Origin of the sequence: Actinotalea ferrariae (genome assembly GCF_019733465.1) — a bacterium.
Classification (GTDB): domain Bacteria; phylum Actinomycetota; class Actinomycetes; order Actinomycetales; family Cellulomonadaceae; genus Actinotalea; species Actinotalea ferrariae_A.
Map to the genome: position 1 here is coordinate 1 of NZ_JACVQL010000109.1, position 24,199 is coordinate 24,199.

Annotated in this window: 20 protein-coding genes and 1 tRNA gene; 11 read left to right on the forward strand and 10 right to left on the reverse strand. The window is 72.5% G+C overall.

What is annotated here, in order from left to right; translation table 11 throughout:
- The coding region (locus tag ICW40_RS09490) for an eCIS core domain-containing protein (RefSeq protein WP_221653582.1) at positions 1–2,059 on the reverse strand (2,059 nt) is incomplete at its 3' end.
- A gap of 233 nt (positions 2,060–2,292) precedes the next feature.
- On the opposite strand from ICW40_RS09490, the gene ICW40_RS09495 reads away from it, so the two are divergent.
- The 3 genes from ICW40_RS09495 to ICW40_RS09505 all read left to right on the forward strand — a co-directional run bounded on the left by ICW40_RS09495 (position 2,293) and on the right by ICW40_RS09505 (position 8,475).
- Positions 2,293–6,690, forward strand: coding sequence for an eCIS core domain-containing protein (locus ICW40_RS09495; protein ID WP_221653583.1), 4,398 nt, complete (start codon positions 2,293–2,295; stop codon positions 6,688–6,690).
- Positions 6,691–6,734: 44 nt separating this feature from the next.
- The gene (ligD, locus tag ICW40_RS09500; RefSeq protein WP_221653584.1) at positions 6,735–7,706 is read left to right on the forward strand and encodes a non-homologous end-joining DNA ligase; all 972 of its coding nucleotides are present in this window, start codon (positions 6,735–6,737) and stop codon (positions 7,704–7,706) included.
- 148 nt (positions 7,707–7,854) lie between these two features.
- A complete protein-coding gene (locus ICW40_RS09505; RefSeq protein WP_221653585.1) occupies positions 7,855–8,475 on the forward strand; it encodes a hypothetical protein in 621 nt (206 codons plus the stop codon).
- A 92-nt stretch (positions 8,476–8,567) separates the two neighbouring features.
- Here the strand turns inward: ICW40_RS09505 and ICW40_RS09510 are convergent, their stop codons facing one another.
- Entirely contained in the window at positions 8,568–8,741 is a 174-nt protein-coding gene (locus ICW40_RS09510; RefSeq protein WP_221653586.1) for a hypothetical protein, read from the reverse strand.
- 155 nt (positions 8,742–8,896) lie between these two features.
- On the opposite strand from ICW40_RS09510, the gene ICW40_RS09515 reads away from it, so the two are divergent.
- Complete coding sequence (locus ICW40_RS09515; protein WP_221653587.1) at positions 8,897–9,082, forward strand: hypothetical protein; 186 nt, start codon at positions 8,897–8,899, stop codon at positions 9,080–9,082.
- A 45-nt stretch (positions 9,083–9,127) separates the two neighbouring features.
- Here the strand turns inward: ICW40_RS09515 and ICW40_RS09520 are convergent, their stop codons facing one another.
- The gene (locus tag ICW40_RS09520; RefSeq protein WP_221653588.1) at positions 9,128–9,937 is read right to left on the reverse strand and encodes an SGNH/GDSL hydrolase family protein; all 810 of its coding nucleotides are present in this window, start codon (positions 9,935–9,937) and stop codon (positions 9,128–9,130) included.
- Positions 9,938–10,162: 225 nt separating this feature from the next.
- On the opposite strand from ICW40_RS09520, the gene ICW40_RS09525 reads away from it, so the two are divergent.
- A complete protein-coding gene (locus ICW40_RS09525) occupies positions 10,163–10,405 on the forward strand; it encodes a hypothetical protein (protein ID WP_221653589.1) in 243 nt (80 codons plus the stop codon).
- A 225-nt stretch (positions 10,406–10,630) separates the two neighbouring features.
- Here the strand turns inward: ICW40_RS09525 and ICW40_RS09530 are convergent.
- Positions 10,631–10,704 (reverse strand) — tRNA-Leu (locus tag ICW40_RS09530).
- A 145-nt stretch (positions 10,705–10,849) separates the two neighbouring features.
- On the opposite strand from ICW40_RS09530, the gene ICW40_RS09535 reads away from it, so the two are divergent.
- Together ICW40_RS09535 and ICW40_RS09540 are read left to right on the forward strand one after the other, a co-directional pair.
- On the forward strand, positions 10,850–11,473 hold the full coding sequence (locus tag ICW40_RS09535; RefSeq protein WP_308121721.1) for an ANTAR domain-containing response regulator: 624 nt from the start codon (positions 10,850–10,852) through the stop codon (positions 11,471–11,473).
- Positions 11,474–11,714: 241 nt separating this feature from the next.
- Positions 11,715–12,998, forward strand: coding sequence for an ABC transporter substrate-binding protein (locus ICW40_RS09540; RefSeq protein WP_221653590.1), 1,284 nt, complete (start codon positions 11,715–11,717; stop codon positions 12,996–12,998).
- A gap of 139 nt (positions 12,999–13,137) precedes the next feature.
- On the opposite strand, the gene ICW40_RS09545 is transcribed toward ICW40_RS09540, so the two are convergent.
- Genes ICW40_RS09545 through ICW40_RS09560 form a run of 4 tightly spaced genes read right to left on the reverse strand, consistent with a single transcriptional unit; the run spans position 13,138 to position 17,365 of the window.
- The gene (locus ICW40_RS09545) at positions 13,138–14,013 is read right to left on the reverse strand and encodes an ABC transporter ATP-binding protein (protein WP_221653591.1); all 876 of its coding nucleotides are present in this window, start codon (positions 14,011–14,013) and stop codon (positions 13,138–13,140) included.
- Entirely contained in the window at positions 14,010–14,921 is a 912-nt protein-coding gene (locus tag ICW40_RS09550) for an ABC transporter ATP-binding protein (RefSeq protein ID WP_221653592.1), read from the reverse strand. Before ICW40_RS09550 ends, ICW40_RS09545 begins: the two co-directional genes overlap by 4 nt.
- Positions 14,911–15,897: a branched-chain amino acid ABC transporter permease gene (locus ICW40_RS09555; protein ID WP_221653593.1), complete on the reverse strand. Its 987-nt coding sequence runs from the start codon at positions 15,895–15,897 to the stop codon at positions 14,911–14,913. Before ICW40_RS09555 ends, ICW40_RS09550 begins: the two co-directional genes overlap by 11 nt.
- A 10-nt stretch (positions 15,898–15,907) precedes the next feature.
- The gene (locus tag ICW40_RS09560) at positions 15,908–17,365 is read right to left on the reverse strand and encodes a branched-chain amino acid ABC transporter permease (RefSeq protein ID WP_221653594.1); all 1,458 of its coding nucleotides are present in this window, start codon (positions 17,363–17,365) and stop codon (positions 15,908–15,910) included.
- A gap of 360 nt (positions 17,366–17,725) precedes the next feature.
- Between ICW40_RS09560 and ICW40_RS09565 the strand changes: the two genes are divergently transcribed.
- Positions 17,726–18,385 carry a GNAT family N-acetyltransferase gene (locus ICW40_RS09565; RefSeq protein ID WP_221653595.1) on the forward strand — a complete coding sequence of 220 codons (660 nt, stop codon included), beginning with the start codon at positions 17,726–17,728 and terminating at the stop codon, positions 18,383–18,385.
- Here ICW40_RS09565 and ICW40_RS09570 read toward each other — a convergent pair.
- A complete protein-coding gene (locus tag ICW40_RS09570) occupies positions 18,298–18,732 on the reverse strand; it encodes a PaaI family thioesterase (protein ID WP_221653596.1) in 435 nt (144 codons plus the stop codon). The two genes, ICW40_RS09565 and ICW40_RS09570, sit on opposite strands and share 88 nt — an antisense overlap.
- Here ICW40_RS09570 and polA point away from each other — a divergent pair.
- The 3 genes from polA to ICW40_RS09585 all read left to right on the forward strand — a co-directional run bounded on the left by polA (position 18,731) and on the right by ICW40_RS09585 (position 23,576).
- Positions 18,731–21,439, forward strand: coding sequence for a DNA polymerase I (polA, locus tag ICW40_RS09575; protein WP_221653597.1), 2,709 nt, complete (start codon positions 18,731–18,733; stop codon positions 21,437–21,439). The two genes, ICW40_RS09570 and polA, sit on opposite strands and share 2 nt — an antisense overlap.
- A 161-nt stretch (positions 21,440–21,600) precedes the next feature.
- Positions 21,601–21,936, forward strand: a complete 336-nt coding sequence (locus ICW40_RS09580; RefSeq protein WP_221653598.1) for a DUF485 domain-containing protein — start codon at positions 21,601–21,603, stop codon at positions 21,934–21,936.
- Positions 21,933–23,576, forward strand: coding sequence for a solute symporter family protein (locus ICW40_RS09585; RefSeq protein WP_221653599.1), 1,644 nt, complete (start codon positions 21,933–21,935; stop codon positions 23,574–23,576). The genes ICW40_RS09580 and ICW40_RS09585 overlap by 4 nt, the downstream gene beginning before the upstream one ends.
- Positions 23,577–23,692: 116 nt before the next feature.
- Here ICW40_RS09585 and ICW40_RS09590 read toward each other — a convergent pair.
- A partial coding sequence (locus ICW40_RS09590) for a class I SAM-dependent methyltransferase (RefSeq protein ID WP_221653600.1) occupies positions 23,693–24,199 on the reverse strand: 507 nt, incomplete at its 5' end.

The window sequence follows — 24,199 nt, forward strand, 5'->3', positions numbered from 1 at the left end:
CGAGTGCACCGGGCGTGGCGGCGGCCGGGCCCGTGGTCGGCGCGGCGCCGGCCCCCAGCGCGCCCGCGGCCGGGGCCTGGAGCTCGAACTCCCGGATCGCGCGCACCTGACCGGTGCCGAGGTTCGTCGCGCTGCCCCTGCCGGTCTGCGGGTTGAGCCGGATGGTGGCCGTCTGGCCGGTCGCCACGCTCTGCCCGACGGCGATCACCTCACCCGTGACGGGGTCGGACCCCACGATCCGCCACCGGATCCCGGCGGCGTCGGGCGGCGGGCTCCCCACGCGGGCGACCGGCGGCCCACCGGGCGCCACGAAGCCCACTCCCAGGAGCAGGAGGCCGGAGACGACGTTCAGGAGCCGCACCACCAGCTCGCTCCGGTCCAGCGCCTCGCCCGTGTAGGCGTCCGTGCCGGTCGCGAGCTCCTGGCCGGCGATGGTCACCTGGTAGGAGGTGATCCCGGTGCCCACGACGAGCAGGCCCTGGCTCAGGCGAGGGGCCATCGCGGCGACCGTCGAGGCTGTGCCGGCGGTCACGAGGGTGAGCGCCGTGCTGCCGGCCGTCTCGGGCGTCCACAGCGATGCGAAGCCGCCCGCGATCGCGGCGCCCGCGGCCGCGGCGCCCTCGCTCTCCTCGTAGGTGTCGGCCCAGAACTGCGCCGCCTCCTGACCGTGGTACGTGGTCCACGGCAGGTACTTCCCGCCCCACCCGCGGCCGGCCACGAGCGCGTCGACGACCTCGGGCTCCATGAGCCCCGCGTCCTTGATCGACTCGGCGAGCCGGAGGCCGTCCTCCTCCTCGAGGTCCTCGAACAGCCAGTAGAGCATCCCGCCCTCCCAGGCCTCGCCGAAGCGGCCCAGGACGAGGTACTCGCGCTCGTCGTAGCGCCGCATGATCGCCTTGAGCACGGCGGCCTTCTCGCGTGGCGGCAGCCCCACCAGGACGTCGGCGATCGTGCCGCTCTCCTCCTCGCTCGTGTACCCCTCGAGCCGCTCGAGGACCAGCTCGGCGGAACGCGCCACGAGGTCCTCGTCGGGCGCGGCGCCGCGCGCCGTCGGGCGGAGCGGCTCGTACCCGCCGAACTCCACGCTGTTCTGCGCGATGAGCGCGGTGAGGTCGCCCGCGCGCTCCTCGACCTCGGTGTAGAGCGTGTCCAGGTAGGACGTCCGGCTGCTCTCCCAGAGGCCGTAGTCGCGGTACCAGGCGTCGGCCTTCAGCTGGGCCAGGAAGCGGTCGAAGTACGAGCGGCCGGTGCGGTCCAGCAGGTCCTTGCGCTGCGACCACCACCGCACGACGGAGATCAGGTCGGCCTCGTCGTCGCCGTCGATCCGGGTCTCGAGGAGGGTGGACTCGACGCTGTCGACGTCGCGCGCGAGCGCCGCCTGCATGAGCCGGTGGAAGCGGTCGGCGTGCACCTCGCGGAGCATCTCGGGCACGACGACGTACCGGTCGGCCATGGCGGGCATCAGCAGGGCGATGCGTCGCGGCAGCAGGTCGACCCGGCGCACCCCCTCGGCGAGCGCGATCCCGTAGAGCTCGAGCGCGACGTCGGCCGGGTCGGGGTGGCCGCTCACCAGCACCGTCCACGGCGCCTCGGGGTCGAATCGCACCTCCACGCCGACCCCGACGTCCGGGCCCGTCGGCACGACGGGCAGCGGGTCGCGGCGGACGGTGCGCGCGGCGCCCGGCCGGTCCTGCTGCACGTGGGCGAGCTCGTGCGCGATGAGCGCGCGCCCGTCCGCCGTGGCGGGTCGGTACTGGCCCTCGCCGAACCAGGTGTCCCGGCCCACGGTGAGCGCACGGGCCCCCACGGCCCGGGCGAGCCGCGCCGCCTCACGGTTGGTGTGGAACCGGCCGCCGACCGCGGCCGGGTTCATCGGCGCCTCGGGGACGGAGCGGACGGAGCCCGCCGAGCCGGCCGGTCCCGGGGAGCGCACGGAGGCCGGCAGGCCCGTAGACCGCGCCGAGCGTGCCGCGAGCGCTGCCGCGCGGGCCGAGAGCTCCTCGGCGTCGTCGAGCCCGCCGAGCCGTGCGCCGCCGAGCGTGTGGAGGGCAGCCGTCATCGCGCGGTTCCCCGGGACCGGCACACGCGGGGTCGGACCGCTCGGGCGCCCGGGCGGGCTGGGGGATGCGTCGAGGGGTGGGCGACGCACACCCCGCTGGCGCGGCATCGGTCCTCCTCCCGTGGAGGTGCTCCCAGTGTCGCCCCGCGCTCCTCGACCGTCCACGACCGGTGCACCAAGGTGTGCCCCATCGCGCGTTCCGCGCGCGCCGGTGGGGGGGCGACGATCGGCGGGTGAGCGCGCACGGCTCCGACGAGCACGCCGTGGGCACGGCCGCGGAGCAGACCCGCCGCGACCCGCCCGGGCGTGCTCCGTCCCGCGCGTGGACCGCGACGAGCAACCGTGCGCTCGCGCGCGGGCTCGACGGCGTGAGCCGGCCCGAGGACGCGCACGAGCAAGCCGCGCGGCGCCTCGCGGGGCGCTCGCACGGCGGTGTCACGGGCGCGGCTGCCGTCCCGCCACGCGCCGGGCTCGACCCCGTCGCACGCCCGGTCGTGGCGGGCCTGCTCGGCGACACGTTCGACGACGTCACGCTGCACACCGGCGGGGAGGCCGGGAGGGTGGCGCAGGCCGTCGGCGCCGACGCCGTCGCGCGTGGCCCGCACGTGCTGTTCGCGCCCGGCGCCTACCGACCCGCCGACCCGTCAGGGCTACGACTGCTCGTGCACGAGCTCGTGCACACCCGGCAGCCGCCGCGTGACGGTGCGGCGGTCCACCGGGACGGTGCTGCCGTCACCCGGACCTACCTCGTCGAGGCGGCCGAGCCGGAGGTCTTCCTCTTCGCCGGGACCGCCTCGCGCGAGGAGGTCGGCGCGACGTTGTACGGCGACGCGGCCGACGCCCACCAGGTCCAGTTCGTGCCGACGCGGTCGAGCAAGGTCGTCGACGGCGTGATGGCCCAAGGGGCTCGGCCCAGGTCGCCCGGCGCCCTCACGGCGGACGCGCTCGCGTCCCTGCGCTGGGCGCTCGACACGGCGCTGCCCGTCGACGTCGACCGGACCCTCAGCATCCTCGGCGAGGCCTCGATCGACGGCTCGGACGAGGCCGCCCTCACCGAGCTGGCCCTGCGCTGGTCCCAGCGCTCCGACGTCGCGACGGCCGCCGGGGGGAGCTACTTCGACGCGTACCTCGGCGCGCTCGACCGACGTCGGCTCTCCCAGCCGCACTGGTACACCCTCGGCGGGACCGAGACGACCCGATCGGCCCTGCAGTGGCTGCTCATCGAGACGGAGCAGCACTCCGAGCAGATCAGGAAGGCCATCGAGCTGCGCTCGACGGCGTTCACGGGCACGACCGGCTACACCGTGACGGACCGGGCACCGGTGCTCGGGACCGGCGACATCATCGGCCGGTACTACTGGAGCGACGGCGGGTCCAACGCGATCCGCGTGCTCGAGCACATCGGGGACGACGCCGGCGAGGAGGCCGCCGCACGTCTGGCGCAGCGCAGGATCATCGGGTCGGCGTCGACGAGCGGCCTCGGCACGGGGGCCGTGATCCCTTCGCCCGACGGCGGGTTCTCCGCCTACCTCGTCGAGATCATGCTGCTGGACCTGCTCAGCAGGCACCCGTTCGAGGACGAGGGCGGCCACTACTACTGGTACCACCCGGGGACCCGCTTCGTGGCCGCGCACGAGCTGTGGGACCAGGCGACGCGAGCGCAGGCCGTGGGCGACGTGCAGTCGCAGTCGGCGGACTGGGAGATGGACCTCATCGGCCTCGAGACCGCCGCGGGCCGGATCCGTGCGAGCTCCGGCCTCCTGCCACCAGCGTTCCTGGCGACCTGGCAGCGGGCCGACCGCGCCATGATCGGTGTCAGCGGCAAGCTCCTGGCCAAGCAGCCCGTCGACCAGGCGCCGACGCTGCAGGCGGTCAAGGCCTTCTTCGACGCGTCGCGAGCCCTGGTCGCATCGCTGGACGAGGAGCACAACGACTACTACCCGGACAGCGACGCGCCGTCGTCCTCGGTGACGCTCAGCTACACGACGAACCCGTACTTCGGCGGTGAGTACCACGGGAAGCTCGTCCTGAAGCTGACGATGGCGACCACGCCGCAGGCCTGGCGCGCCGTGCTGACGGACTACCACGACGTCACGAAGCAGATGGACGCGTACCTCGCCGCCCAGCTCCGCGCGAAGGGCGACGAGGGCAAGCGGCAGGCCGCCGAGCTCGAGTTCACGGGCGGGGTGGCCCGACGCCTCGACGCCCTCACGCTCGACCACCCGACCGGGCGCAAGCTGCGCGCGACGTTCTACGCGCTCGACACCCTGACCGCCGAGCAGGCCGGGCTGGGCCAGGCGACCGCCCCGCCGATGAACCTGCTGTTCTACACCTACCGCGAGGGCACGACGTGGTACCTCGTCGACCTCACGACCCCGCGCAAGGAGAAGGTCACGGACGAGGGCGGCGGCACCGCCACGACGCCGCCGTGGAAGCTCTTCACCGAGCTCAACACGCGCCTGCGCTTCCCGCGCGGGCGCCTCTACTGGGAGATGCCCGACGGCTCCGTCCGGCTCATGACGACGACCGAGCCCACGACGCTCTCGGACTGGCTCCGCGGCCTCGGCATGGCGATGACTCTGCTCGCGGTCACGGTCGGGACGCTCGGTGCGGGTGTCCCGGCGACGCTCCTCATCATCGGCTCGTCGGCCGCGGGGGTCGGCGGGGCGGTCGTCGAGATGCACGAGAAGGCGGAGGCGGGCGTGCTGAGCCAGGCCGACGTGGTGGTCGGCATCATCGACATCATCACCGGGCTGGCCCAGGCCGGGTCGGCCGCCTCGGGGCGGATCATCGCGCACAGCGCCCTGAAGACGGGTGCGGCCGCCCAGCTCGCGACGCGGCTCGACGCGCACGTCTTCCGTCAGCTCGTCGGCGTGAACCTGTTCGGGCAGGCCGCGTCGTTCGTGGTGACGACGCAGCAGCTGCTCAAGGAGTACGAGGCGGCGAAGGCCGACGCCGACGCCACCGGGAGCGACCTGGCGCTCCGTCGCCTCCTCATGCACATGATCATGTCGGGCGGGATGCTCCTCATGGGCGCGCACGGCGACGTCGTCGACATGACGCGCGGCAGGACCCTGCGTCTCGACACGAGCCTGGGTGCCGACGGCATCGCCCTGCCGGTCCGACCGCGCGCCGAGGTCGACGCCGCCCACGACGCGTGGGTCGCCCAGATGCTCGCGCTCGACCCGCGGGCGGTGCGGGGCCCGCGGACCGGGCGGCCGCTCGAGCCCGGGCTGGTCGGGAGGTTCGAGGACCCGCACACGGCGTACCGCGCGTACGACGCCACCCTGCGACGCCCGGGTGAGGCGGAGGTGGGCGTCTTCCGCAACGCCCGGGGCGAGTACGCCGTGATGATCGGCAGGGCGACGTCCGTCGACCCGCCCGGCGACGGCGGTCCGTGGCGAGCGGTCGTCCACTTCCACAGCAACCCGGGCAACGCCCTGTCGATGCGCATGCCGGCCGGGGCGGACGTCGAGGGTGCGCTGCAGTTCGCCCGCGAGAGCGGTCGGCCGGTCACCGAGTTCGTCGAGGCGCCGCTGCCGGGTGGGGGGAGGGCGGTCACGAGCTACACCGTGACCCCGGACGGCCGGATCACCGTCGAGTACGTGCGTCCGGGTGGGCAGCGCGTCACGCAGTCCCACGCCGACCTGGCGTCCTACCGCGCGGAGCTCGCGTCGCGGAAGATGGCGGTCGACCCGTCGAGCCCGCACTACCGCGAGATGATGGACGACCTCGACGCCCTCTACAGCGGCCAGGGCGGACGCGCGCCCGGCGCGAGGACGTCCACGGGCCTCGACACCGACACGCAGCGGAAGGCGACGGGCGCCGACGCCGACGCGGATGACGCAGCCGGCGGCGGTGGGGGCGGCGGCGGGACCGGGGGCTCGACGAAGGACCCGAAGGTCGCGCGCAGCGAGGCGCTCATCGAGCAGCACGGTGGCCACGCGGCGGCCGCGAGGCAGACCGAGGAGGAGCTCGGTCCGATCATCGAGAAGCTGAGGGCCGGCGGGACCAAGGGTGGCCGGATCGACCCCAGCCGGCTCACCGAGGCCGAGCGGCAGACCCTCGAGGAGGTGTTCCCCGACCTCGACGACCTCGGCACGCTGACGCTCGCGCAGCTCCAGGCGGCGCGGGGCCGCTCGGGCAGCGAGGCGATGAAGTACTACCGGCTGCAGGAAGCCGCGATCGACCAGCTGCGCTACGACAGCCGGCCCCTGCTCGACAGGCTGCGGAGCGCGCTGTCCCAGCGCGTGAAGGACGGCGTCAAGAGCCGCGCGGGCGGCAGGGACGAGTTCTCGCAGGAGCTGCCGCCGAGCCGGCGGACGTCCCCGAGCGGGACCGTCCTCGACGACGGGCTGGAGGTCGACCACGTCGTCTCGCTCGACGAGCTGGTGCGGGACAAGCGGTTCCGTGAGCTCGACTGGGCGGACCAGGTCGTCCTCGCGCACCACCCCGAGAACCTCCGGGCGGTCGACGCGAGCGCCAACTCGAGTCGCGGCAAGAAGCCGTGGCCCGAGTGGAGCACGACGCGGTACTCCAAGCCGGCCCTCGGCCGCGCGGCCGCCCAGGACGAGACGATGCGCAAGATCATCGAGAAGTTCTTCGAGGGCAAGGCGTCGAAGACCCCCTGAGCCGAGGCGCAACCGGCCGCGGGTCGCACGCGCTTAGATGGGCCATGGTCAAGGAGCGCTCACCCTCCGTCGAGCTCGAGGTCGGGCCGCGCACCGTCCGCCTCTCGAACCCCGACCGGGTCTACTTCCCGGCGAGCGGCGCGACCAAGCTCGACCTGGCCCAGTACTACCTCGCCGTCGGCGACGGGATCGTCAACGCCCTGCGCGAGCGGCCCTGCATGCTGCACCGCTACCCGACGGGGGTCGAGGGCGAGAAGGTGCACCAGAAGCGTCTGCCGCACGGCGCACCGCCCTGGATGGAGACCGTCCAACTGTACTTCCCGCGGTACGGCCGGACCGCCGACGAGCTGTGCGTCACGGAGCTCGCGCACGTCATCTGGGCCGTGCAGATGTCGACCGTCGAGTTCCACCCCTGGAACAGCCGCCGCGCCGACACAGAGCGCCCCGACGAGTGGCGGATCGACCTCGACCCGATGCCCGACTGCCCGTTCGACCGGGTCCGCCGGGTGGCCCACGTCGTGCACGAGGTGCTCGACGAGCTCGGCGCCGTCGGGTGGCCCAAGACCTCGGGCGGCGCCGGTCTGCACGTCTACGTGCGGGTCGCGCCGGAGCACGGGTTCACCGACGTCCGGCGGGCCGCGCTCGCGTTCGCCCGCGAGGTCGAGCGGCGCGCGCCCGACGACGTCACGACCACCTGGTGGCGCCGCGAGCGCGACCCGTCGCTCGTCTTCGTCGACTACAACCAGAACGCCCGCGACCACACGATCGCGTCGGCCTACTCGGTGCGCGGCACGCCCGACGCCACGGTCTCGACGCCGCTGCGCTGGGAGGAGCTGGACGACGTCGACCCGCGGGACTGCACGATCCGCACGGTGCCCGGCCGGTTCGCCGAGCTCGGCGACCTGCACGCCGGCATCGACGACGCCGTCTTCGACCTCGCCCCGCTGCTCGAGTGGGCGGCCCGCGACGAGCACGAGGGTGCGAGCGAGCCGCCCGAGCCGGACGGCGACTCCTGAGGCGCCGTCGCCACCGCCCGTCCCGGGCCGGGAGGCCACGTGGGCAGGTTCGGCACCGGCTCCGATGGCGCGCGGGCGCGGGGGTTGCGACGCTGGGGCGAGGACGCTGCGACGGCGCGGGTCCCAGGGGGAGACGGTGGACCTGACCATGACGACGACGACGTCGGGCGAGGCTGGGCCGGGCACTGCCGGGTCCGCCGCGGCAGTTCCGGCGGACGAGCGCGCGGCGTCGGCCGTGACGGATGACCTCCCAGGGGGCGCGCTCACCGCGGAGGAGGCCTGGGACGTGCTCACCGTGCTGGACAGTGGCACCGCACGGGGCGGCGACGTCGGGGAGGCGGTCCTGGCGGCGGTCTCCGCGCTCGCGGGAGCGACGGCAGAGGTGTGGCGCGCGGCGCTGCGCGAGCGCTGCATGGTCGTGCCGTGCTGGGCCAACCCCCATGCGCTCACCGACCTCGGCCGCACGCCCGGCGAGGTGCTCTTCGCGGGCCGTGCCGTTCCCGGGGACCCGCTCGACGTGTACGTCGACGTCGACGCCTGGCTGTGGTTGCAGGAGCGCACCCTGATCGGGCCCGAGGCGCGGGGTCCGGTCAACCTCGTGGCGCACGTCCCGCAGGTCCCGTGGCCGTTCGCCACCGCGGGCCTCACCCACGCGGCCCGCTGGGCGGACGAGCTCGACTCCGCGGACCCCGACGTCGTGCTCGCGGCGGTGGACGCGCTGAACGCCGCGGCGTCGGCGGTTCGGCGCAAGGCCGCGACGGTGCCCTGACCGGAGCCCGGACCCTCCGCTGGCGCGAACCGCACGCGCGACGGACCCACCCGCCGCCCTGACGGTCGCGCCGACCCTCCGGAGGAACCCGCTCAGTCGTCCGGGTGGAGCGATCCGCCCTCGCCCTTCCACCGATGGATCTGCTTGGCGGGGACCGTGCCGTCGTCCGCAACGGGGTCGGCCCGGCTCTGCGTCGCCGGCTCAGTCTCCGGACGGGTCTCCTCGGAGTCCTCCGTCTGGTCCCGGTCCCGTCGATCTGGTGTCATCTCGGCCACCTCCTGCTCGATCCCGCCAGCATGACCCAGACCGGCGTCGTCGTCGCCGCGCGTGCTCGGCCCGGCGACGTAACCGCGCCTAGGATGGACGCAGGACCGACCGGACGATGCACGGCCCGACGGTTCCCAGGACCGAGGAGGCACGGATGTCGACGCCGACCGAGACCGCCTGGACCGACCCGCGCGACGAGCTCGAGGTGGTGGTCCTCCTTCCGAACGGCCGTCTGGCCGGGCGGGCGTTCGCGAGCCGCGCCGAGGCCGAGGCGTGGGCCCGGCCCGACGAGGGCGAACAGGTCCTCGAGATCAACGCCGTCTGCGGCTGCGACCGGTAGCCGGCGCCCCTCAGAACTCGTGTGGCGGGGTAGAGGCTGCGCGCGCTACCGCGCCGCGCCCACGACCTCCGCGAAGGCCTCGGCGATGTCGGCATGCCCCGCGTCGTCGGGATGGACGCAGTCGGGCTGCACCTCCGACGGGTCGATGGCCAAGTAGGTCTCGGCGACCACAGCCCCGTAGGCAGCGGCCTGAGTGCGGATGACGTCGTTGAGCCCGGTGGGCACCGGGCCGCCTCCTTCCAGCACCAGGTCCGCCACGGCCGCCAGCGCATCGGGCCCGCAGTCGCGCAGAGGGTTGTAGTACGCCATCAGCGCGATGGTGGTGCCGTGGCCGGCGGCCTCGCGGAGCCGGCTGAGGATGGTCGTGTAGCTGCCGCTGACCTGCTGCACCAGGGTTGTCGCGACCTGCACACAGGTCGGCGTCACGCCCGCCGCGCAGGCGGCGATGACCGGATTCAGGAGGTCGTTGCCGCCGATGGTGATGGTGATGAGGCGTACGTCGTCGACGGGCCGCCGGTTGCCGTTCCGTTCCTCGAGCAGGGCGATCGCTGCCGGCAGCTGGTCGTCCATCAGGTCGGTCGTCGTGGCGCCGGGGACCGCGAGGTTGACCGACTCCAGCCGGCAGCCGATCGCCCTGCCCTTGCCGCACGAGCGGTCGTCGCGCAGGTCCTCGAGGAGCAGTGGGACGTACCCCAGCTGCGGGCTGCTCGCACCGACTCCGGCCGCGACGGAGTCGCCGAGCGCGAGGTACGTCGACGGCGGCGGCGGTGCCGCGTGACTTGGCGCTGCCACCAGCACCAGGGGTACGAGAGCGACGGTGGTGAGGAAGCGAGACAGGCGCATGGCGGCCTCCACGACGCGACGGCGGCGAGTACAGCGCCGCTTCCGCTCAGCCTAGATCCGGGCGGTCGACCGGGGACACCCGAGCGAGCCGGAGCCCCTCCTCGACGCTCGCCACGCGGCGTCGAGGCTGGACCGGCCCCTCAGCGCTCCGGCTGACCGGGTCAGCCCTTCTCGTCCCCGCTAGCCTCGGGCTCGCGCGTCATCACCGACACGTGAGCGACCTCCAGAGGAGCACATATGGGAAAGCTTCGTCGTACAGGGCTCACCGCAGGGCTCGCCCTCGCTCTGCTGGGCGGGCTGGCCGCGCCGGCACAGGCGTCATATGTCGTCCACCAGGGCTACGAGACCTACGCGGCCTGCTTGCACGCGCAGCGGACGTCGGACTCGTCATGGTCCAAGATCGTGGAGCCCTGCCAGTACGTGAGGGGCACGAGGGGCTCGGTCAGCTACTGGCTCCTCATCGTCCGCTACCGGGGCTGACGCTTCCTCCTTGAGGGCCGCTGCTTCGCTCGATTCCGGCTCGCCTCGGCCTCGATGACCGGCGCCTGGTCAGATCCGCTGAGGTCCGGCCAGGCGCTGTCTCCTCCGCCCTTCGGCACGACCGTGCAGGGCACCTCGAACCGGGCCGAGGCGAGTCCCCGCGGGCGCTCTGCCCGGGACGGGTCGTCGTGAGCGGACCCGGTTCAGCAGCCTGCGCACATGCGGTGCCCCGAGTGGGATTCGAACCCACACTGGATCGGGTTTGAGCCGAACGCCTCTGCCGGTTGGGCTATCGGGGCACGGGCGGCTCCCGGTGCGCCCGGGTGCTGCCGTCGGCCGACGCCGACCCACCGGCGAGGGGAGGGCGGACGGCGCGGCCGACTCCACTAGGCTAGCGCCGTGACCGAGAGTGACGTGCCGCAGACCCCCGACCTCGACCTCCCCGTGGGTGGTCCCGGCCCGGCGCCCGACACGTCCGGCGGCCGCCCGGCACGTCGCGCCGTCGTCGCGGAGGACGAGGCCCTGATCCGCATGGACGTCGTCGAGACCCTGCGTGAGGCCGGGTTCGACGTCGTCGGCGAGGCGGGCGACGGCGAGACCGCGGTGCGGCTCGCGATCGAGCTCAAGCCCGACGTCGTCGTCATGGACGTGAAGATGCCCGTCATGGACGGCATCAGCGCGGCCGAGAAGATCGGCAAGGAGCACGCGGCCCCCGTCGTCCTGCTGACCGCGTTCTCGCAGACCGAGCTCGTCGAGCGCGCGCGTGACGCGGGCGCCATGGCGTACGTCATCAAGCCGTTCACGCCGGCGGACCTGCTCCCGGCGGTCGAGATCGCGATCTCCCGCTACAGCCAGATCAGCGCGCTCGAGGCCGAGGTCGCCGACCTCGCCGACCGGTTCGAGACGCGCAAGCGCGTCGACCGCGCGAAGGGTCTGCTCATGACGAAGATGGGCCTCACCGAGCCCGAGTCGTTCCGCTGGATCCAGAAGACCTCCATGGACCGGCGCCTCACGATGCGCGAGGTGGCCGACGCCGTCATCGAGCAGGTCGGCGGCGCGGCCTCCTAACGTCCGCACGGCTCGACCGGACGCAGCGCCGCGCCCGGTCGGGATCGTCGCGCCCGCGACACGACGGTGAGCCGCATCGCAGGTCAGCGGCTTGGTCACAACTCGGCAACGACCGCGCCCGATATGGCGCGCGTCACACCACCGACACACAGACGGGGTACCTTTCCGAGCACAGTCCCGCACCGGACGCACTTTCCCCACCGGTGAGGGAGAACTCGTGCTCACGACAAGGGAGCTCCGTATGAAGAGATCCACCTACGCGGTCCGCGCAGCTGCGCTGACCGGTGCCGTCGCGCTCGTCCTCACCGCCTGCACGGCCGGCGGTGGCGAGGAGGGCGGCGGTGGCGGCGAGGAGGAAGGCGGCGGCTCGGGCGAGAGCACCAGCAGCCCGCTGATCGTCGGCACCCTCCTGCCGCAGACCGGTTCGCTCGCGCAGCTCGGCCCCCCCGAGATCGCGGGTGTCGACCTGGCCGCCCAGGAGATCAACGAGGCCGGTGGCGTCCTCGGGAGCGAGATCGAGATCGTCCACACGGACTCCTCGGACGCCGAGCACGCCGAGGTCGCCACGCAGTCGGTGACGGACCTGATCAGCCAGGACGTCGCCGTCATCATCGGGGCCGCGTCCTCGTCGGTCACCCGCAACGTCATCGACGACATCACGGGCGCCGAGATCGTCCAGATCTCGCCCGCGAACACGGCGACGGACCTGTCGGGCTACGACCCGTTCTACTTCCGGACCGCTCCGCCGGACACCGTCCAGGGCTCCGCGCTGGCGAACCTCATGCTCGGCGACGGCGCCACGAACGTCGGCGTCCTCGTCTTCAACGACGACTACGGCATCAGCCTGCGGAACGTCGTGCAGACGGTCGTCGAGGAGGCCGGCGGGACGATCACCTACGGCAACGAGGGTGAGGAGTTCGACCCGCAGGAGCAGAACTTCAACTCGATCGTGTCGACGGCCCTGGCGACGAGCCCGGACGCCCTCGCGGTCATCGCCTTCACCGACCAGACGCCGCTGATCCTGCCGGAGCTCGCGACGCAGGGCTTCGACATGTCGAAGGTCTACCTGGTCGACGGCAACCTGCAGAACTTCGCGGACACCTTCGACCCGGGTCTTCTCACCGGGGCGCAGGGCACCCTGCCGGGCGCCTTCCCGACCGAGGAGTTCCAGGCGCGCCTGCTCGAGGTCAACCCCGACCTGCAGGACTTCTCCTACGCGGCCGAGTCCTACGACGCGACCATCCTGGCGGCCCTCGCGGCGGTCAAGGGCGGCGCGACGGACGGCGCGACCATCCAGGAGAACATGGCGGCCGTCTCGGGCGCCGACGGCGGCGAGAAGTGCTCGACCTTCGCCGACTGCGTCGAGCTCATCGAGGCCGGCGACGACATCGACTACGAGGCGCAGTCCGGTGTGGGCCCGTTCAACGGGGACAACGACCCGTCGTCCGCGTACATCGGCGTCTACCAGTTCGGCGAGGACAACACGTACACGTTCTCGAAGTCGGAGTTCGGCGAGATCGGCTGACCCTGTTTCAGCGACCTCGTCGGCTGGCCTGAGGGTCGGCCGGCGAGGACGACCGACAGAGCACGAGAAGGCCCGGTGCGGAGATCCGCACCGGGCCTTCTCGTCGTGCCGGGGACCGGCTGACCGGTCCCGTGGGTCGTCAGCCCGCCGTCGTGCCGTGGTCGGTCGGGTCGCCCGTGAGCGGCGGGACCGTCGGGTGCGCCTTGGCGGCCGCCTCCACGTCCGTGGCGAGCGTGCCCAGGTACAGCTGGATGACCTTCGGGTCGTTCATGAGCTCGCGCCCGGGCCCGGAGTAGGCATTGCGGCCCTGGTCCAGCACGTAGCCGCGGTCGCAGATCTGCAGGCAGCGGCGGGCGTTCTGCTCGACGATGACGACCGAGACCCCGGCCTTGTTGATCTTCCGGGTCCGGATGAACGTCTCGTCCTGACGCACGGGGGAGAGACCGGCGGACGGCTCGTCCAGCAGCAGCACCGACGGTTCGATCATGAGGGCGCGCGCCATCGCGACCATCTGCCGCTCGCCGCCGGACAGCGAGCCGGCACGCTGACGCCGCCGGTCCCCGAGGGTGGGGAAGAGGTCGGTGATGAACTCGAACCGCTCGGCGAAGCGCTGCGGGGCCTGGAACATGCCCATCTGCAGGTTCTCCTCGATGGTCAGCGAGGGGAACACGTTGTTGTTCTGGGGCACGAAGCCGACGCCTCGGCGCACGAGCGCGTCGGCGCGGTGGTTGGTGATGTCGTCGCCCTCGAGCACCACGCTGCCCGAGCGCACGCCGACCAGGCCGAAGAGCGCCTTGAGGAGGGTCGACTTGCCGGCGCCGTTGGGTCCGATGATGCCGACGAGCTCCCCGGGGTGCACCACGAGGCTGCAGCCGTTGAGGATGTCGACACCAGGCAGGTACCCGGCCACGAGCTCGGTCGCGGCGAGCAGGGGGGTCCCCGCCGGCGCGCCGCGGTGCACCTCGGTGTCGGTCGTCCCGGTGCCTGCGCCCGCGGGGACAGGTGCTGCGCTCATCGCTTCTCCTCCTCGGCCTGGACCTCGGCCTCGAGCTGCTCCGCGACGTCGTCGCTGAGCAGCGCGTCGTCGCCGAGGTCCGTGTCGTGGTGCGCGCCCAGGTAGGCGTCGACCACGGCGGGGTCCTGCATGACGGTCTCGGGCGGCCCCTCGGCGACGATGCGCCCCTCGGCCATGACGATCACCCAGTCGGAGATGTGCCGGACCATGTGCATGTCGTGCTCGACGAACAGCACGGTCATGCCGTCGTCGCGCAGCGCCTGGATGTGGCCCAGGAGCGACTGCGTGAGCGCGGGGTTCACGCCGGCCATCGGCTCGTCGAGCATGACCATCGTCGGCTTGCTCATGAGCGCGCGCGCCATCTCGAGCAGCTTGCGCTGCCCGCCCGACAGGCTGCCCGCGAACGAGTCGCGGTGGTGGTCGAGCTTGAACCGCACGAGCAGCTCCTCGGCCTGCTCCGTGATCTCGCGCTCGCGCGCGCGCCACAGGGGCGGGACGAGCGCCGTGAACAGGTTCTCGCCGGGCTGGGATCCGGCGCCGAGCCGCATGTTCTCGATCACGGTCATCCGCGAGAGGGCCTTGGTCAGCTGGAACGTGCGGACCATGCCCTTGCGGGCGACGCGTGCGGCGGGCAGGCCGTGGAGCGAGCGACCCTCGAACGTCCAGGTGCCCGAGCTCGGCTTGTCGAAGCCCGTCAGCAGGTTGAAGAAGGTCGTCTTGCCGGCACCGTTCGGACCGATGAGCGCGGTGATCGCGCCGCGCTGGATCTCGACGTGCTGGACGTCGACCGCCGTCATGCCGCCGAAGCGGCGGACGACGTCGTCCGCGACGACGATCGGGTCCGGCTTGGCGGCCCCCGGCTCCCGGGGGACGTCGGCGAGGGCGCGGACGGCGCTGTCAGTGGGCATTGATCGCCAGCTCCTTCTTGTCGCCCAGGATGCCTTGTGGCCGGAAGATCACGAGGAGCATCAGCGTGATGCCGACGATGATCCAGCCGAACTGCTCGATCTGCTCCGAGCGCATGACCGTCTCGGGGACGGTGCCGCGCATGACCAGCTTGATGAGCATGAGCGCCGCCCAGAACAGCATGGACCCGAGGATCGGTCCGAACACGGTCGCGGCGCCGCCGAGCAGCAGGATCGTCCAGATGAAGAACGTCATCGAGCGGCCCATGGCGTCCGGTTGGACCGCTCGTGGCAGGACGTAGATGATCCCCGCGACCGCTCCGATCACGCCGCCCAGCACGAGCGACTGCATCTTGTACGCGTAGACGTTCTTGCCGAGCGAGCGCACGGCATCCTCGTCCTCGCGGATGCCCTTGAGCACGCGACCCCACGGGCTGCGCATGAGCAGCCAGATCAGGAGGCAGGCCAGCGCGACGACGCCCCAGCCGACGATCCGGATCCACCAGCTGTTCGACGCGTTGATCGCGTACTCGAACGGGCCGAGCTCCCAGGTGCCGTCGGGGAAGGGCGACGCGTCCTGGAACGTGTGCTTGTAGCTGTTGCCCCGCAGGCCGCTGGAGGCGCCCGTGAGGTCGGTCAGCGTGGTGGACCTGCCGACGATGCGGACGATCTCCGCCGCGGCGATCGTGACGATCGCCAGGTAGTCGCCCCGCAGCTTGAGCGTCGGGATGCCGAGGATGAGGGCGAAGACCACCGCGGCCAGGATGGCGGCGAGCACGGCCGCCCACAGCGGCCAGCCGGCGATGGTCGCGATGGCGAACCCGTACGCGCCCAGCAGCAGGAAGCCCGCCTGACCCATGTTGAGGAGCCCGGTCAGCCCGAAGTGGATGTTGAGGCCGATGGCCGCGAGGGCGTAGGCCGCCGTCGTGGGGGCGATGATCTCGCCCGCGACGTTGACGAGGAGGTTGGTCCAGTCCACGGTGTCTCCCTTATCCCACGCGCGTCGCGCGGCCGAGGATGCCCTGCGGACGGAACAGCAGGACGAGGATGAGGATCACGAGCGCCGCGCCGTAGCGCATGTCGCTCGGGATCCAGAGGCTCGAGAGCTCGACGACGAGCCCGATGACGATCGACCCGGCGAGTGCGCCGAACGCGGCGCCGAGGCCGCCGAGCGTCACGGCGGCGAACATGAGCAGCAGGAGCGCGCCACCCGAGTTCCACCGCGCCGCGCCGAGGTAGAGGCCGAGCAGCACGCCGCCGAGGCCGGCGAGACCGGCGCCGAGCGTCCAGACGACCCGGATGATCCGGTTGACGCTGATGCCCGACGCGGCCGCGAGCGCGGCGTTGTCCGACACGGCGCGGGTGGCCCGGCCGGTCCGGGTGCGGAGCAGGAAGTACGACACGGCGGCGAGCGTGACGAGGGCGATGATGACGGAGGCCACCGTCTGCCGCGTGACCAGCACCGGCCCGAACGAGACCGACGTCGGCGTCGACGTGACGACGCGCAGCGGGCCGGCGCCGAAGAAGAACTGGAAGACGTACTGCAGGGCCATCGAGAGGCCGATCGTGACGATCATCGCCTGGACCAGGCCGACGTTGCGACGGCGCAGCGGCTGCCAGATGGCCGCGTCCTGGAACCAGCCGCTCGCGGCGGCGAGGACGACCGCGAGCGTGCCCGCGACGACGAGCGGCAGCCCCCAGAACTGCACGCCCATGTAGGCGAGGATGCCGCCGAGCGTGACCTGCTCGCCGTGCGCGAAGTTGCTCAGCCCGGTGGTGCCGTAGATGAGGGAGAGGCCCACCGACGCGAGCGCGAGGAGCAGGCCGAAGATGAGCCCGCTGACGAGCTGCTGGACGAACCGCGTCATGGTGACGCCGCCGCTGCTGCTGGTGCCGACGCCCGCGGGCTCCTCGCCCGGCTCGCCCGCCGCGTCGTCGGGCTGGTCCCCGCCTCCGGGGCCCTCGGCGCCGTCGTCGTCGCCCGCGTCGGGTGCCTGCTCCGCGGGTGCGCCCAGCGGGAAGAGCGCCGGCCTGCTCGCGCCGAGCTCGACCGTCACCTCGCGCGGGTTGTTCGCGGGGTCACGCAGGGTCTCCCCGGCGGGCAGCGTGCCCTCGTCGAGGGTCACGGAGTAGGTGCCGGCGGACGTGACGGACGCCGACCACCGGCCGTCGGGCCCCGTGGTCGCCGCCAGCTCCTGCCCCTCGCCCTCGATCGTGAGGGCGACGCCGACGGCGGGTTCGCCGGCCGCGGTCCGGATCGTGCCGTTGATGCAGGCGCTCTCCCCGGTGGGCGCGCACTGCTCGGTGGCGGCCACGGCCGCGGACTGGCCGAGCGCCGTGGCGCTCAGGGTCAGCAGCAGCAGGACGAGCCACCGTCCGACCGTGCCGACGACCCGCGGGGGCCGAGATGTCCATGACCGTGCCCGCGAGGACGCAGCTCGTCGCACGTGTGGTCTCCGTCCGTTCTCGCGCTGGTGCGCGGAGTGGTGCCCGCGCGGCGCTGCGCGGAGGTGCCCGTCCTGCGGCTCTCGGCCGAGGTGCCCAGGAGACTAGGCACGTCATGTTTCGGACGCATGACGGACACGCCACACCTTTGCAGGGTTTTTCCCCGCGCCCAACCCGTTCCCCGCAGGTCAGCGCCCGAGGGGCGGTGCCTGAACAGGGGACTTTGCTGGGAGACCCCCGACCGTTATCTTTTCGTCATCGAACCCGGCCGCCCGCCCCCAGGGGCCGCCGGGGCCCTGCACCGGAGGAGGCTCGTCGACGTGCGTCCCGGGATCGAGGTAGGGCCGGCTGAGCCGGTGGACATGGACGGTCTGGTCCGGTTGTGCCTCGCGGCCCGGGAGGAGTCCTCCGTCGGCTCCCAGGTGTGCAGCGCCGAGCCGGGGATGCTCGCCCAGCAGCTCGGCGCCCTCACGGCCGCACCCGGGGGCACGGTCCTCGTCGCGCGGAGCGACGGCGCCGTCGTCGGCCTGCTGCTGGCGCGGCTGCTGGGTCCGAACCCCTTCACGGACGACGTGAGCCTCGCCGTCGAGGCGCTGTACGTCGCGACGTCGCACCGGCGCCGCGGCGTCGGTCACGCGCTCATGGTCGGTGCGGCGGACGTGGCGGCGGCCGCGGGTGCGGAGCACGTCTACGCGGCCCCGATCCCCGGTGCCCGGGGCATGCAGCGCTTCTTCGTGCAGCTGGGGTTCGCGCCCGCGGCTGCCCACCGCATGACCAGCACGTCGGCGCTCCAGCGGCGCCTGGCGCTCGACACGACGGCGCCGCGGCGGCCGGGTCCGCGCGGCCTGGAGGACCTCATCGCCCGGCGCCGGCAGTCACGGGCGGGGCTGGTGGCGACGAAGGACGTCGTGCGCGCGGCGGAGGTGCAGGCGGCTCAGCCCGCGCGCCTGTCGATCAGCAAGCAGGTCAGGCGTGCCGTGCAGACCCGGCGGGACGCGGAGTCCTCGACCACGATCTCGTAGCTCGCCGTCGTCCGGCCGAGGTGCAGCGCGGTCGCGCGCCCGGTGACGACCCCCTCGAGTGCGGAACGGTGGTGCGTCGCGCCGACCTCGATGCCGACGGCCTGGCGTTCCTCACCCGCATGGAGCATCGCCGCGAAGGAGCCCAGCGTCTCCGCGAGGACGACGGAGGCCCCGCCGTGCAGCAGCCCGTAGGGCTGGGTGTTGCCCGCCACCGGCATCGTCCCGACCGCCCCGGACGCGGACGCCTCGAGGATCTCTATGCCCATCCGCTCCATGAGCGTCCCGCGGTTCTGCTCGCGGATGGCGGCCACGACGTCGGTGGGCTCGGCGGGGGGCGTGTCGGTCATGGCCGATAGGTTGGCACCCGTGGACGACCTGGCGCGAACGCGACCCCTGCTGCTGCTGATCGACGGTCACTCGATGGCCTACCGGGCGTTCTTCGCCCTGCCGGTCGAGAACTTCTCGACGACGACGGGCCAGCCGACGAACGCGGTGTACGGCTTCACGGCGATGCTCGCGAACCTCCTGCGGGACGAGCAGCCGACGCACGTCGCGATCGCGTTCGACGCGGGCCGCACCACCTTCCGCACGGAGCAGTACCCGGCGTACAAGGGCACGCGGGACGCGACGCCGTCGGAGTTCAAGGGTCAGGTGCCGCTGATCCAGGAGATCCTCGACAGCATGCGGATCGTCACGGTCCAGAAGGACAACTTCGAGGCCGACGACGTCATCGCGACCCTCACCACGGAGGCCGTCGCCCAGGGCATGGACGTGCTGGTCTGCACGGGGGACCGCGATGCGCTCCAGCTGGTGAGCGACGCCGTGACCGTGCTCTACCCGCGCAAGGGCGTCTCGGACCTGGTGCGCTTCACGCCCGCTGCCGTCGAGGAGAAGTACGGCGTCCCGCCCGAGCGCTACCCCGACCTCGCGGCGCTGGTGGGGGAGACGAGCGACAACCTGCCCGGGATCCCGGGCGTCGGCCCCAAGACGGCGGCGAAGTGGATCACGACCTACGGCGGCCTCGACGGCGTGCTCGCCGCGGCGTCGCAGATCACGGGCAAGGCCGGCGACAACCTGCGGCTGGCGCTCGACCAGGTGCGCATCAACCGGATGCTCAACGGCGCGGTGCGCGACGTCGAGCTGCCGATCGGCGTGGCCGACGCCGAGGTGCAGCCGTGGGACCGCGAGGCCATGCACACGGTGTTCGACGCGCTGCAGTTCCGCACGCTCCGTGAGCGCCTCTTCGCGATGGTCCCCGAGGAGGCGCCCGAGACGACGGGCTTCGACCTCCGCCTCACGGTCCCGCCCCCGGGTGGGCTCGGCGCCTGGTTGGCCGCCCGGGCCGGCACGCAGCTCGCGATCGACGTCAGCGGCCGCGCCACCCCGGCGTCGGGCGACGCGTGGACGGTGGCGATCGCCGACGGCCCGGAGGAGGCCGTCAGCCTCGACCTCACCGAGATCGACCCCGAGGACGAGGTCGCGCTCGCCGCGTGGCTCGCGGACCGCGCGGCGCCGAAGGCGGTGCACGGCGCCAAGGAGGCCTGGCACGCGTTGGCCGGGCGCGGGCTCGCGCTCGACGGCGTCGTGTTCGACACGCTGCTCGCGTCGTACCTGTGCCACCCGGACCAGCGCTCCTACGAGCTCGGCGACCTGGCGATCCGCCACCTCCACCGCGAGCTGCGCACCGAGGAGGCTGCCGCCGGCGCCGGCCAGGGAGCGCTCGACCTCGACCTCGAGGGCAGCTCGGAGGGCCGCCGCACCGGGCTGCGGGCCGCGGCCGTCGCCGAGCTCGCCGCGATGCTGGGTCCCGAGGTCGCGGACCGCGGCGCGCGGCACCTGCTGGACCAGGTGGAGCTGCCCCTGGTCGGCGTGCTCGCGGGCATGGAGCAGGCGGGCATCGCGGCCGACGTCGACTACCTCGGCGGGCTCGAGCAGGAGTTCGCCCGCGCGGTCTCGGACGCGGCGGCCGAGGCGTACGCGGTCATCGGGCGCGAGGTGAACCTCGGCTCGCCGAAGCAGCTCCAGGAGGTGCTCTTCGACCAGCTCGGCATGCCGAAGACGAAGAAGATCAAGAGCGGCTGGACCACCGACGCCGCGTCGCTCACCGACCTCTTCGAGCGCACGCAGCACCCGTTCCTCGCGCACCTGCTCGCGCACCGTGACGCCTCGCGGCTGCGGCAGACGGTCGAGGGCCTCCTACGGTCGATCGGCATCGACGGGCGGATCCACACGACGTTCCAGCAGACGATCGCTGCCACCGGCCGCATCTCCTCGACGGACCCCAACCTGCAGAACATCCCGATCCGCACCGAGTCGGGACGGCAGATCCGGCGCGCGTTCGTCGTCGGCGAGGGCTACGAGACCCTGCTCACCGCCGACTACAGCCAGATCGAGATGCGGATCATGGCCCACCTCTCCGGGGACGAGGGGCTCATCACCGCGTTCCGGTCGGGCGAGGACCTGCACAACTTCGTCGCCTCACGCGTGTTCGGCGTCGGCACGGACGAGGTGACGCCGGCCATGCGCTCGAAGATCAAGGCGATGTCCTACGGGCTCGCCTACGGCCTGTCGGCGTTCGGCCTGTCGAAGCAGCTCACGATCCCGGTGAGCGAGGCGTCGACCCTCATGGAGGACTACTTCGCGCGGTTCGGCGGTGTGCGCACGTACCTGTCGGGCGTGGTCGACGAGGCCCGCCGGTCGGGGTACACGGCGACCATCCTCGGCCGCCGTCGCTACCTCCCGGACCTCACGAGCGACAACCGTCAGCGTCGTGAGATGGCCGAGCGGATGGCGCTCAACGCGCCGATCCAGGGCAGCGCGGCGGACATCATCAAGGTCGCGATGCTCGGCGTCGAGCGCCGGCTCGCGGAGAACGGCATGCGGTCCCGGATGCTCCTGCAGGTGCACGACGAACTCGTCCTCGAGGTCGCCGCGGGGGAGCGCGCCGCCGTGGAGGAGCTGGTGCGCACGGAGATGGGGTCGGCGGCCGAGCTCTCGGTGCCGCTCGACGTCTCGGTGGGCACGGGCAGCAGCTGGCACGAGGCCGGTCACTAGACCCGGCACGCGGTCCGGCGCCGCGGAGGACCTCGGCGATTGTTCGATGGGTGAGCAAAACGCGGCGACACGCCGCGTGAGGGTCGCGTCGATTCGTGACCTCCGACACACTTTGTCGCGCGGTGGCAGGGTGGCCACCACGAGATCCAGCCGGAGGCAGCATGTCCGAGGTCCTCGAGCCAGCTGAGACCGACTACCAACGGGTGCAGAGATCCCAGGAGTTCCAGGACCTGCGCCGCAGGTTCCGCACCTTCGTCTTCCCGATGACCGCGTTCTTCCTGATCTGGTACTTCGCCTACGTGCTGCTCGCGGCCTACGCGCACGACTTCATGAGCATCCGCGTGGCCGGCAACATCACGGTCGGCCTGCTCTTCGGGCTCGCGCAGTTCGTGTCCACGTTCGCGATCACGATGATCTACGCGAACTGGGCCAACAAGAAGCAGGACGCGGTGGCCGACCGGCTGCGCGAGCACATCGAGACGGGTGAGGTCCGATGATCCTGCGCGCAGCGGCGACGACCGAGCAGGTCGGCGACCCCGCGATCAACATCGCCATCTTCGGGGCGTTCGTGCTCGTCACGCTCGTGATCGTGTTCCGGGCCTCCCGGAACAACAAGACCGCGGCGGACTACTACGCGGCCGGACGCTCGTTCACCGGCCCGCAGAACGGCACGGCCATCGCGGGGGACTACCTGTCCGCTGCGAGCTTCCTCGGCATCGCCGGGGCCATCGCGATCAACGGCTACGACGGCTTCCTGTACTCGATCGGCTTCCTCGTGGCGTGGCTCGTGGCGCTGCTGCTCGTCGCCGAGCTGCTGCGCAACACGGGCCGCTTCACCATGGCCGACGTCCTCTCCTTCCGGCTCAGGCAGCGCCCGGTCCGGATGGCGGCCGCGCTCGCGACCCTCATGGTCGTGTTCTTCTACTTGCTCGCGCAGATGGCGGGTGCGGGCGGCCTGGTGGCGCTGCTCCTGGGCATCGACTCGACGGCCGGCCAGGGCGTCGTCATCGCCGTCGTCGGCGCGCTGATGATCCTGTACGTGCTCGTCGGCGGGATGAAGGGCACCACCTGGGTGCAGATCGTCAAGGCGGTCCTGCTCATCGCCGGCGCGCTCGTGATGAGCATCTGGGTCATGGCGAAGTTCGGCTTCAACCTCTCGGCGCTGCTCCAGGGCGCGATCGACGCGGGCGGCGAGGGCGGCGAGGCGCTCATCGAGCCGGGCAAGCAGTACGGGATCTCGGCGCTGACGCGGATCGACTTCATCTCGCTGGCGCTCGCCCTCGTGCTCGGGACCGCGGGACTCCCGCACGTCCTCATGCGCTTCTACACGGTGCCGTCCGCCAAGGAGGCCCGCCGGTCGGTCGTGTGGGCCATCTGGCTCATCGGCGCCTTCTACCTGTTCACGCTCGTCCTGGGCTACGGAGCCGGTGCGCTCGTCGGCCCGGAGACCATCCGGAGCGCTCCGGGCGGTGTGAACTCCGCCGCACCGCTCCTCGCGTTCGAGCTGGGCGGCGTGCTCCTGCTCGGGTTCATCTCGGCCGTGGCCTTCGCGACGATCCTCGCGGTCGTCGCAGGGCTCACGATCACGGCGGCGGCGTCCTTCGCGCACGACATCTACGCCAACGTGATCAAGCGAGGCGAGGTCAACCCCGACGGCGAGGTGCGGGTCGCACGCATCACCGTGGTCGTCATCGGCATCCTCGCGATCTTCGGAGGGATCTTCGCGCAGGGGCAGAACATCGCGTTCCTCGTGGCCCTCGCCTTCGCCGTGGCGGCGAGCGCGAACCTGCCGACGATCATCTACTCGCTGTTCTGGCGGCGGTTCAACACGTCGGGCGCGCTGTGGAGCATGTACGGCGGGCTCATCTCCTGCATCGTGCTCATCGCGTTCTCGCCCGTCGTCTCGGGCAAGGTGGACCCGGTCACCGGCGCGAGCCTGTCGATGATCAAGGACACGAACGTCGACTTCGCGATCTTCCCGCTGTCGAACCCCGGGATCATCTCCATCCCGCTCGCGTTCCTGCTCGGCATCGTCGGGACACTCCTGAGCAAGGAGCGGCCCGACGTCGAGAAGTTCGCCGAGATGGAGGTGCGGTCCCTCACAGGAGCGGGCGCCGAGAAGGCGACCGTCCACTGATCCGCAGCAGCTGACGCACGACGACGCGCCCGCCCGGCCCCGGCCCGGCGGGCGCGTCGTCGCGTGCGGTCTGCCCCGCCGATCCGGGCTGTCGGCGGCAGCGCGTGACCGGGCCCTCAGTGCGGCACGCGGCAGACGAAGATCGCCGTCCCGGGCAGCAGTGCGCCACGCACGGGACCCCAGCCGCCCCACGTCCGGTCGTGCCCCTCGGGCCACCCGGGCTCGACGAGGCGCTCGAGCGCGAAGCCCGCGTCGACCAGCTCACGCACGTGGTCGCCGACCGTGCGGTGGTACTCGGCGTAGGCGACGCGTCCGTCGTCGTCCGTCTCGACGTACGGCCGGCGGTCGAAGTACGAGCGGACGGCCGTCAGACCGCGCTCGCTGGGGTCGTCCGGGAACGCCCACCGCAGGGGGTGCGTCACCGCGAAGACCCAGCGGCCACCCGGACGCAGGACACGCGCGACCTCGCGGTGCACCGCGTCGGCGTCGGGCACGAACGGGACCGCGCCGAACGCCGTGAACGCGACGTCGAACGAGGCGTCCGCGAAGGGCAGCCGTCGGGCGTCCGCCTGCACCATCGCCGGCGCGGCCGGCGCGGCCGGCGCGGGCTCGGTGTGCCGCGG

Bases quoted from the DNA above. Each gene is read 5' to 3' on its own strand.
- ligD (WP_221653584.1), top strand. From the start codon at position 6,735: ATGGTCAAGGAGCGCTCACCCTCCGTCGAGCTCGAGGTCGGGCCGCGC.
- ICW40_RS09505 (WP_221653585.1), top strand. From the start codon at position 7,855: ATGACGACGACGACGTCGGGCGAGGCTGGGCCGGGCACTGCCGGGTCC.
- ICW40_RS09510 (WP_221653586.1), bottom strand. From the start codon at position 8,741: ATGACACCAGATCGACGGGACCGGGACCAGACGGAGGACTCCGAGGAG.
- ICW40_RS09515 (WP_221653587.1), top strand. From the start codon at position 8,897: ATGTCGACGCCGACCGAGACCGCCTGGACCGACCCGCGCGACGAGCTC.
- ICW40_RS09525 (WP_221653589.1), top strand. From the start codon at position 10,163: ATGGGAAAGCTTCGTCGTACAGGGCTCACCGCAGGGCTCGCCCTCGCT.
- ICW40_RS09540 (WP_221653590.1), top strand. From the start codon at position 11,715: ATGAAGAGATCCACCTACGCGGTCCGCGCAGCTGCGCTGACCGGTGCC.
- ICW40_RS09545 (WP_221653591.1), bottom strand. From the start codon at position 14,013: ATGAGCGCAGCACCTGTCCCCGCGGGCGCAGGCACCGGGACGACCGAC.
- ICW40_RS09550 (WP_221653592.1), bottom strand. From the start codon at position 14,921: ATGCCCACTGACAGCGCCGTCCGCGCCCTCGCCGACGTCCCCCGGGAG.
- ICW40_RS09565 (WP_221653595.1), top strand. From the start codon at position 17,726: ATGGACGGTCTGGTCCGGTTGTGCCTCGCGGCCCGGGAGGAGTCCTCC.
- polA (WP_221653597.1), top strand. From the start codon at position 18,731: ATGGCCGATAGGTTGGCACCCGTGGACGACCTGGCGCGAACGCGACCC.
- ICW40_RS09570 (WP_221653596.1), bottom strand. From the start codon at position 18,732: ATGACCGACACGCCCCCCGCCGAGCCCACCGACGTCGTGGCCGCCATC.
- ICW40_RS09580 (WP_221653598.1), top strand. From the start codon at position 21,601: ATGTCCGAGGTCCTCGAGCCAGCTGAGACCGACTACCAACGGGTGCAG.
- ICW40_RS09585 (WP_221653599.1), top strand. From the start codon at position 21,933: ATGATCCTGCGCGCAGCGGCGACGACCGAGCAGGTCGGCGACCCCGCG.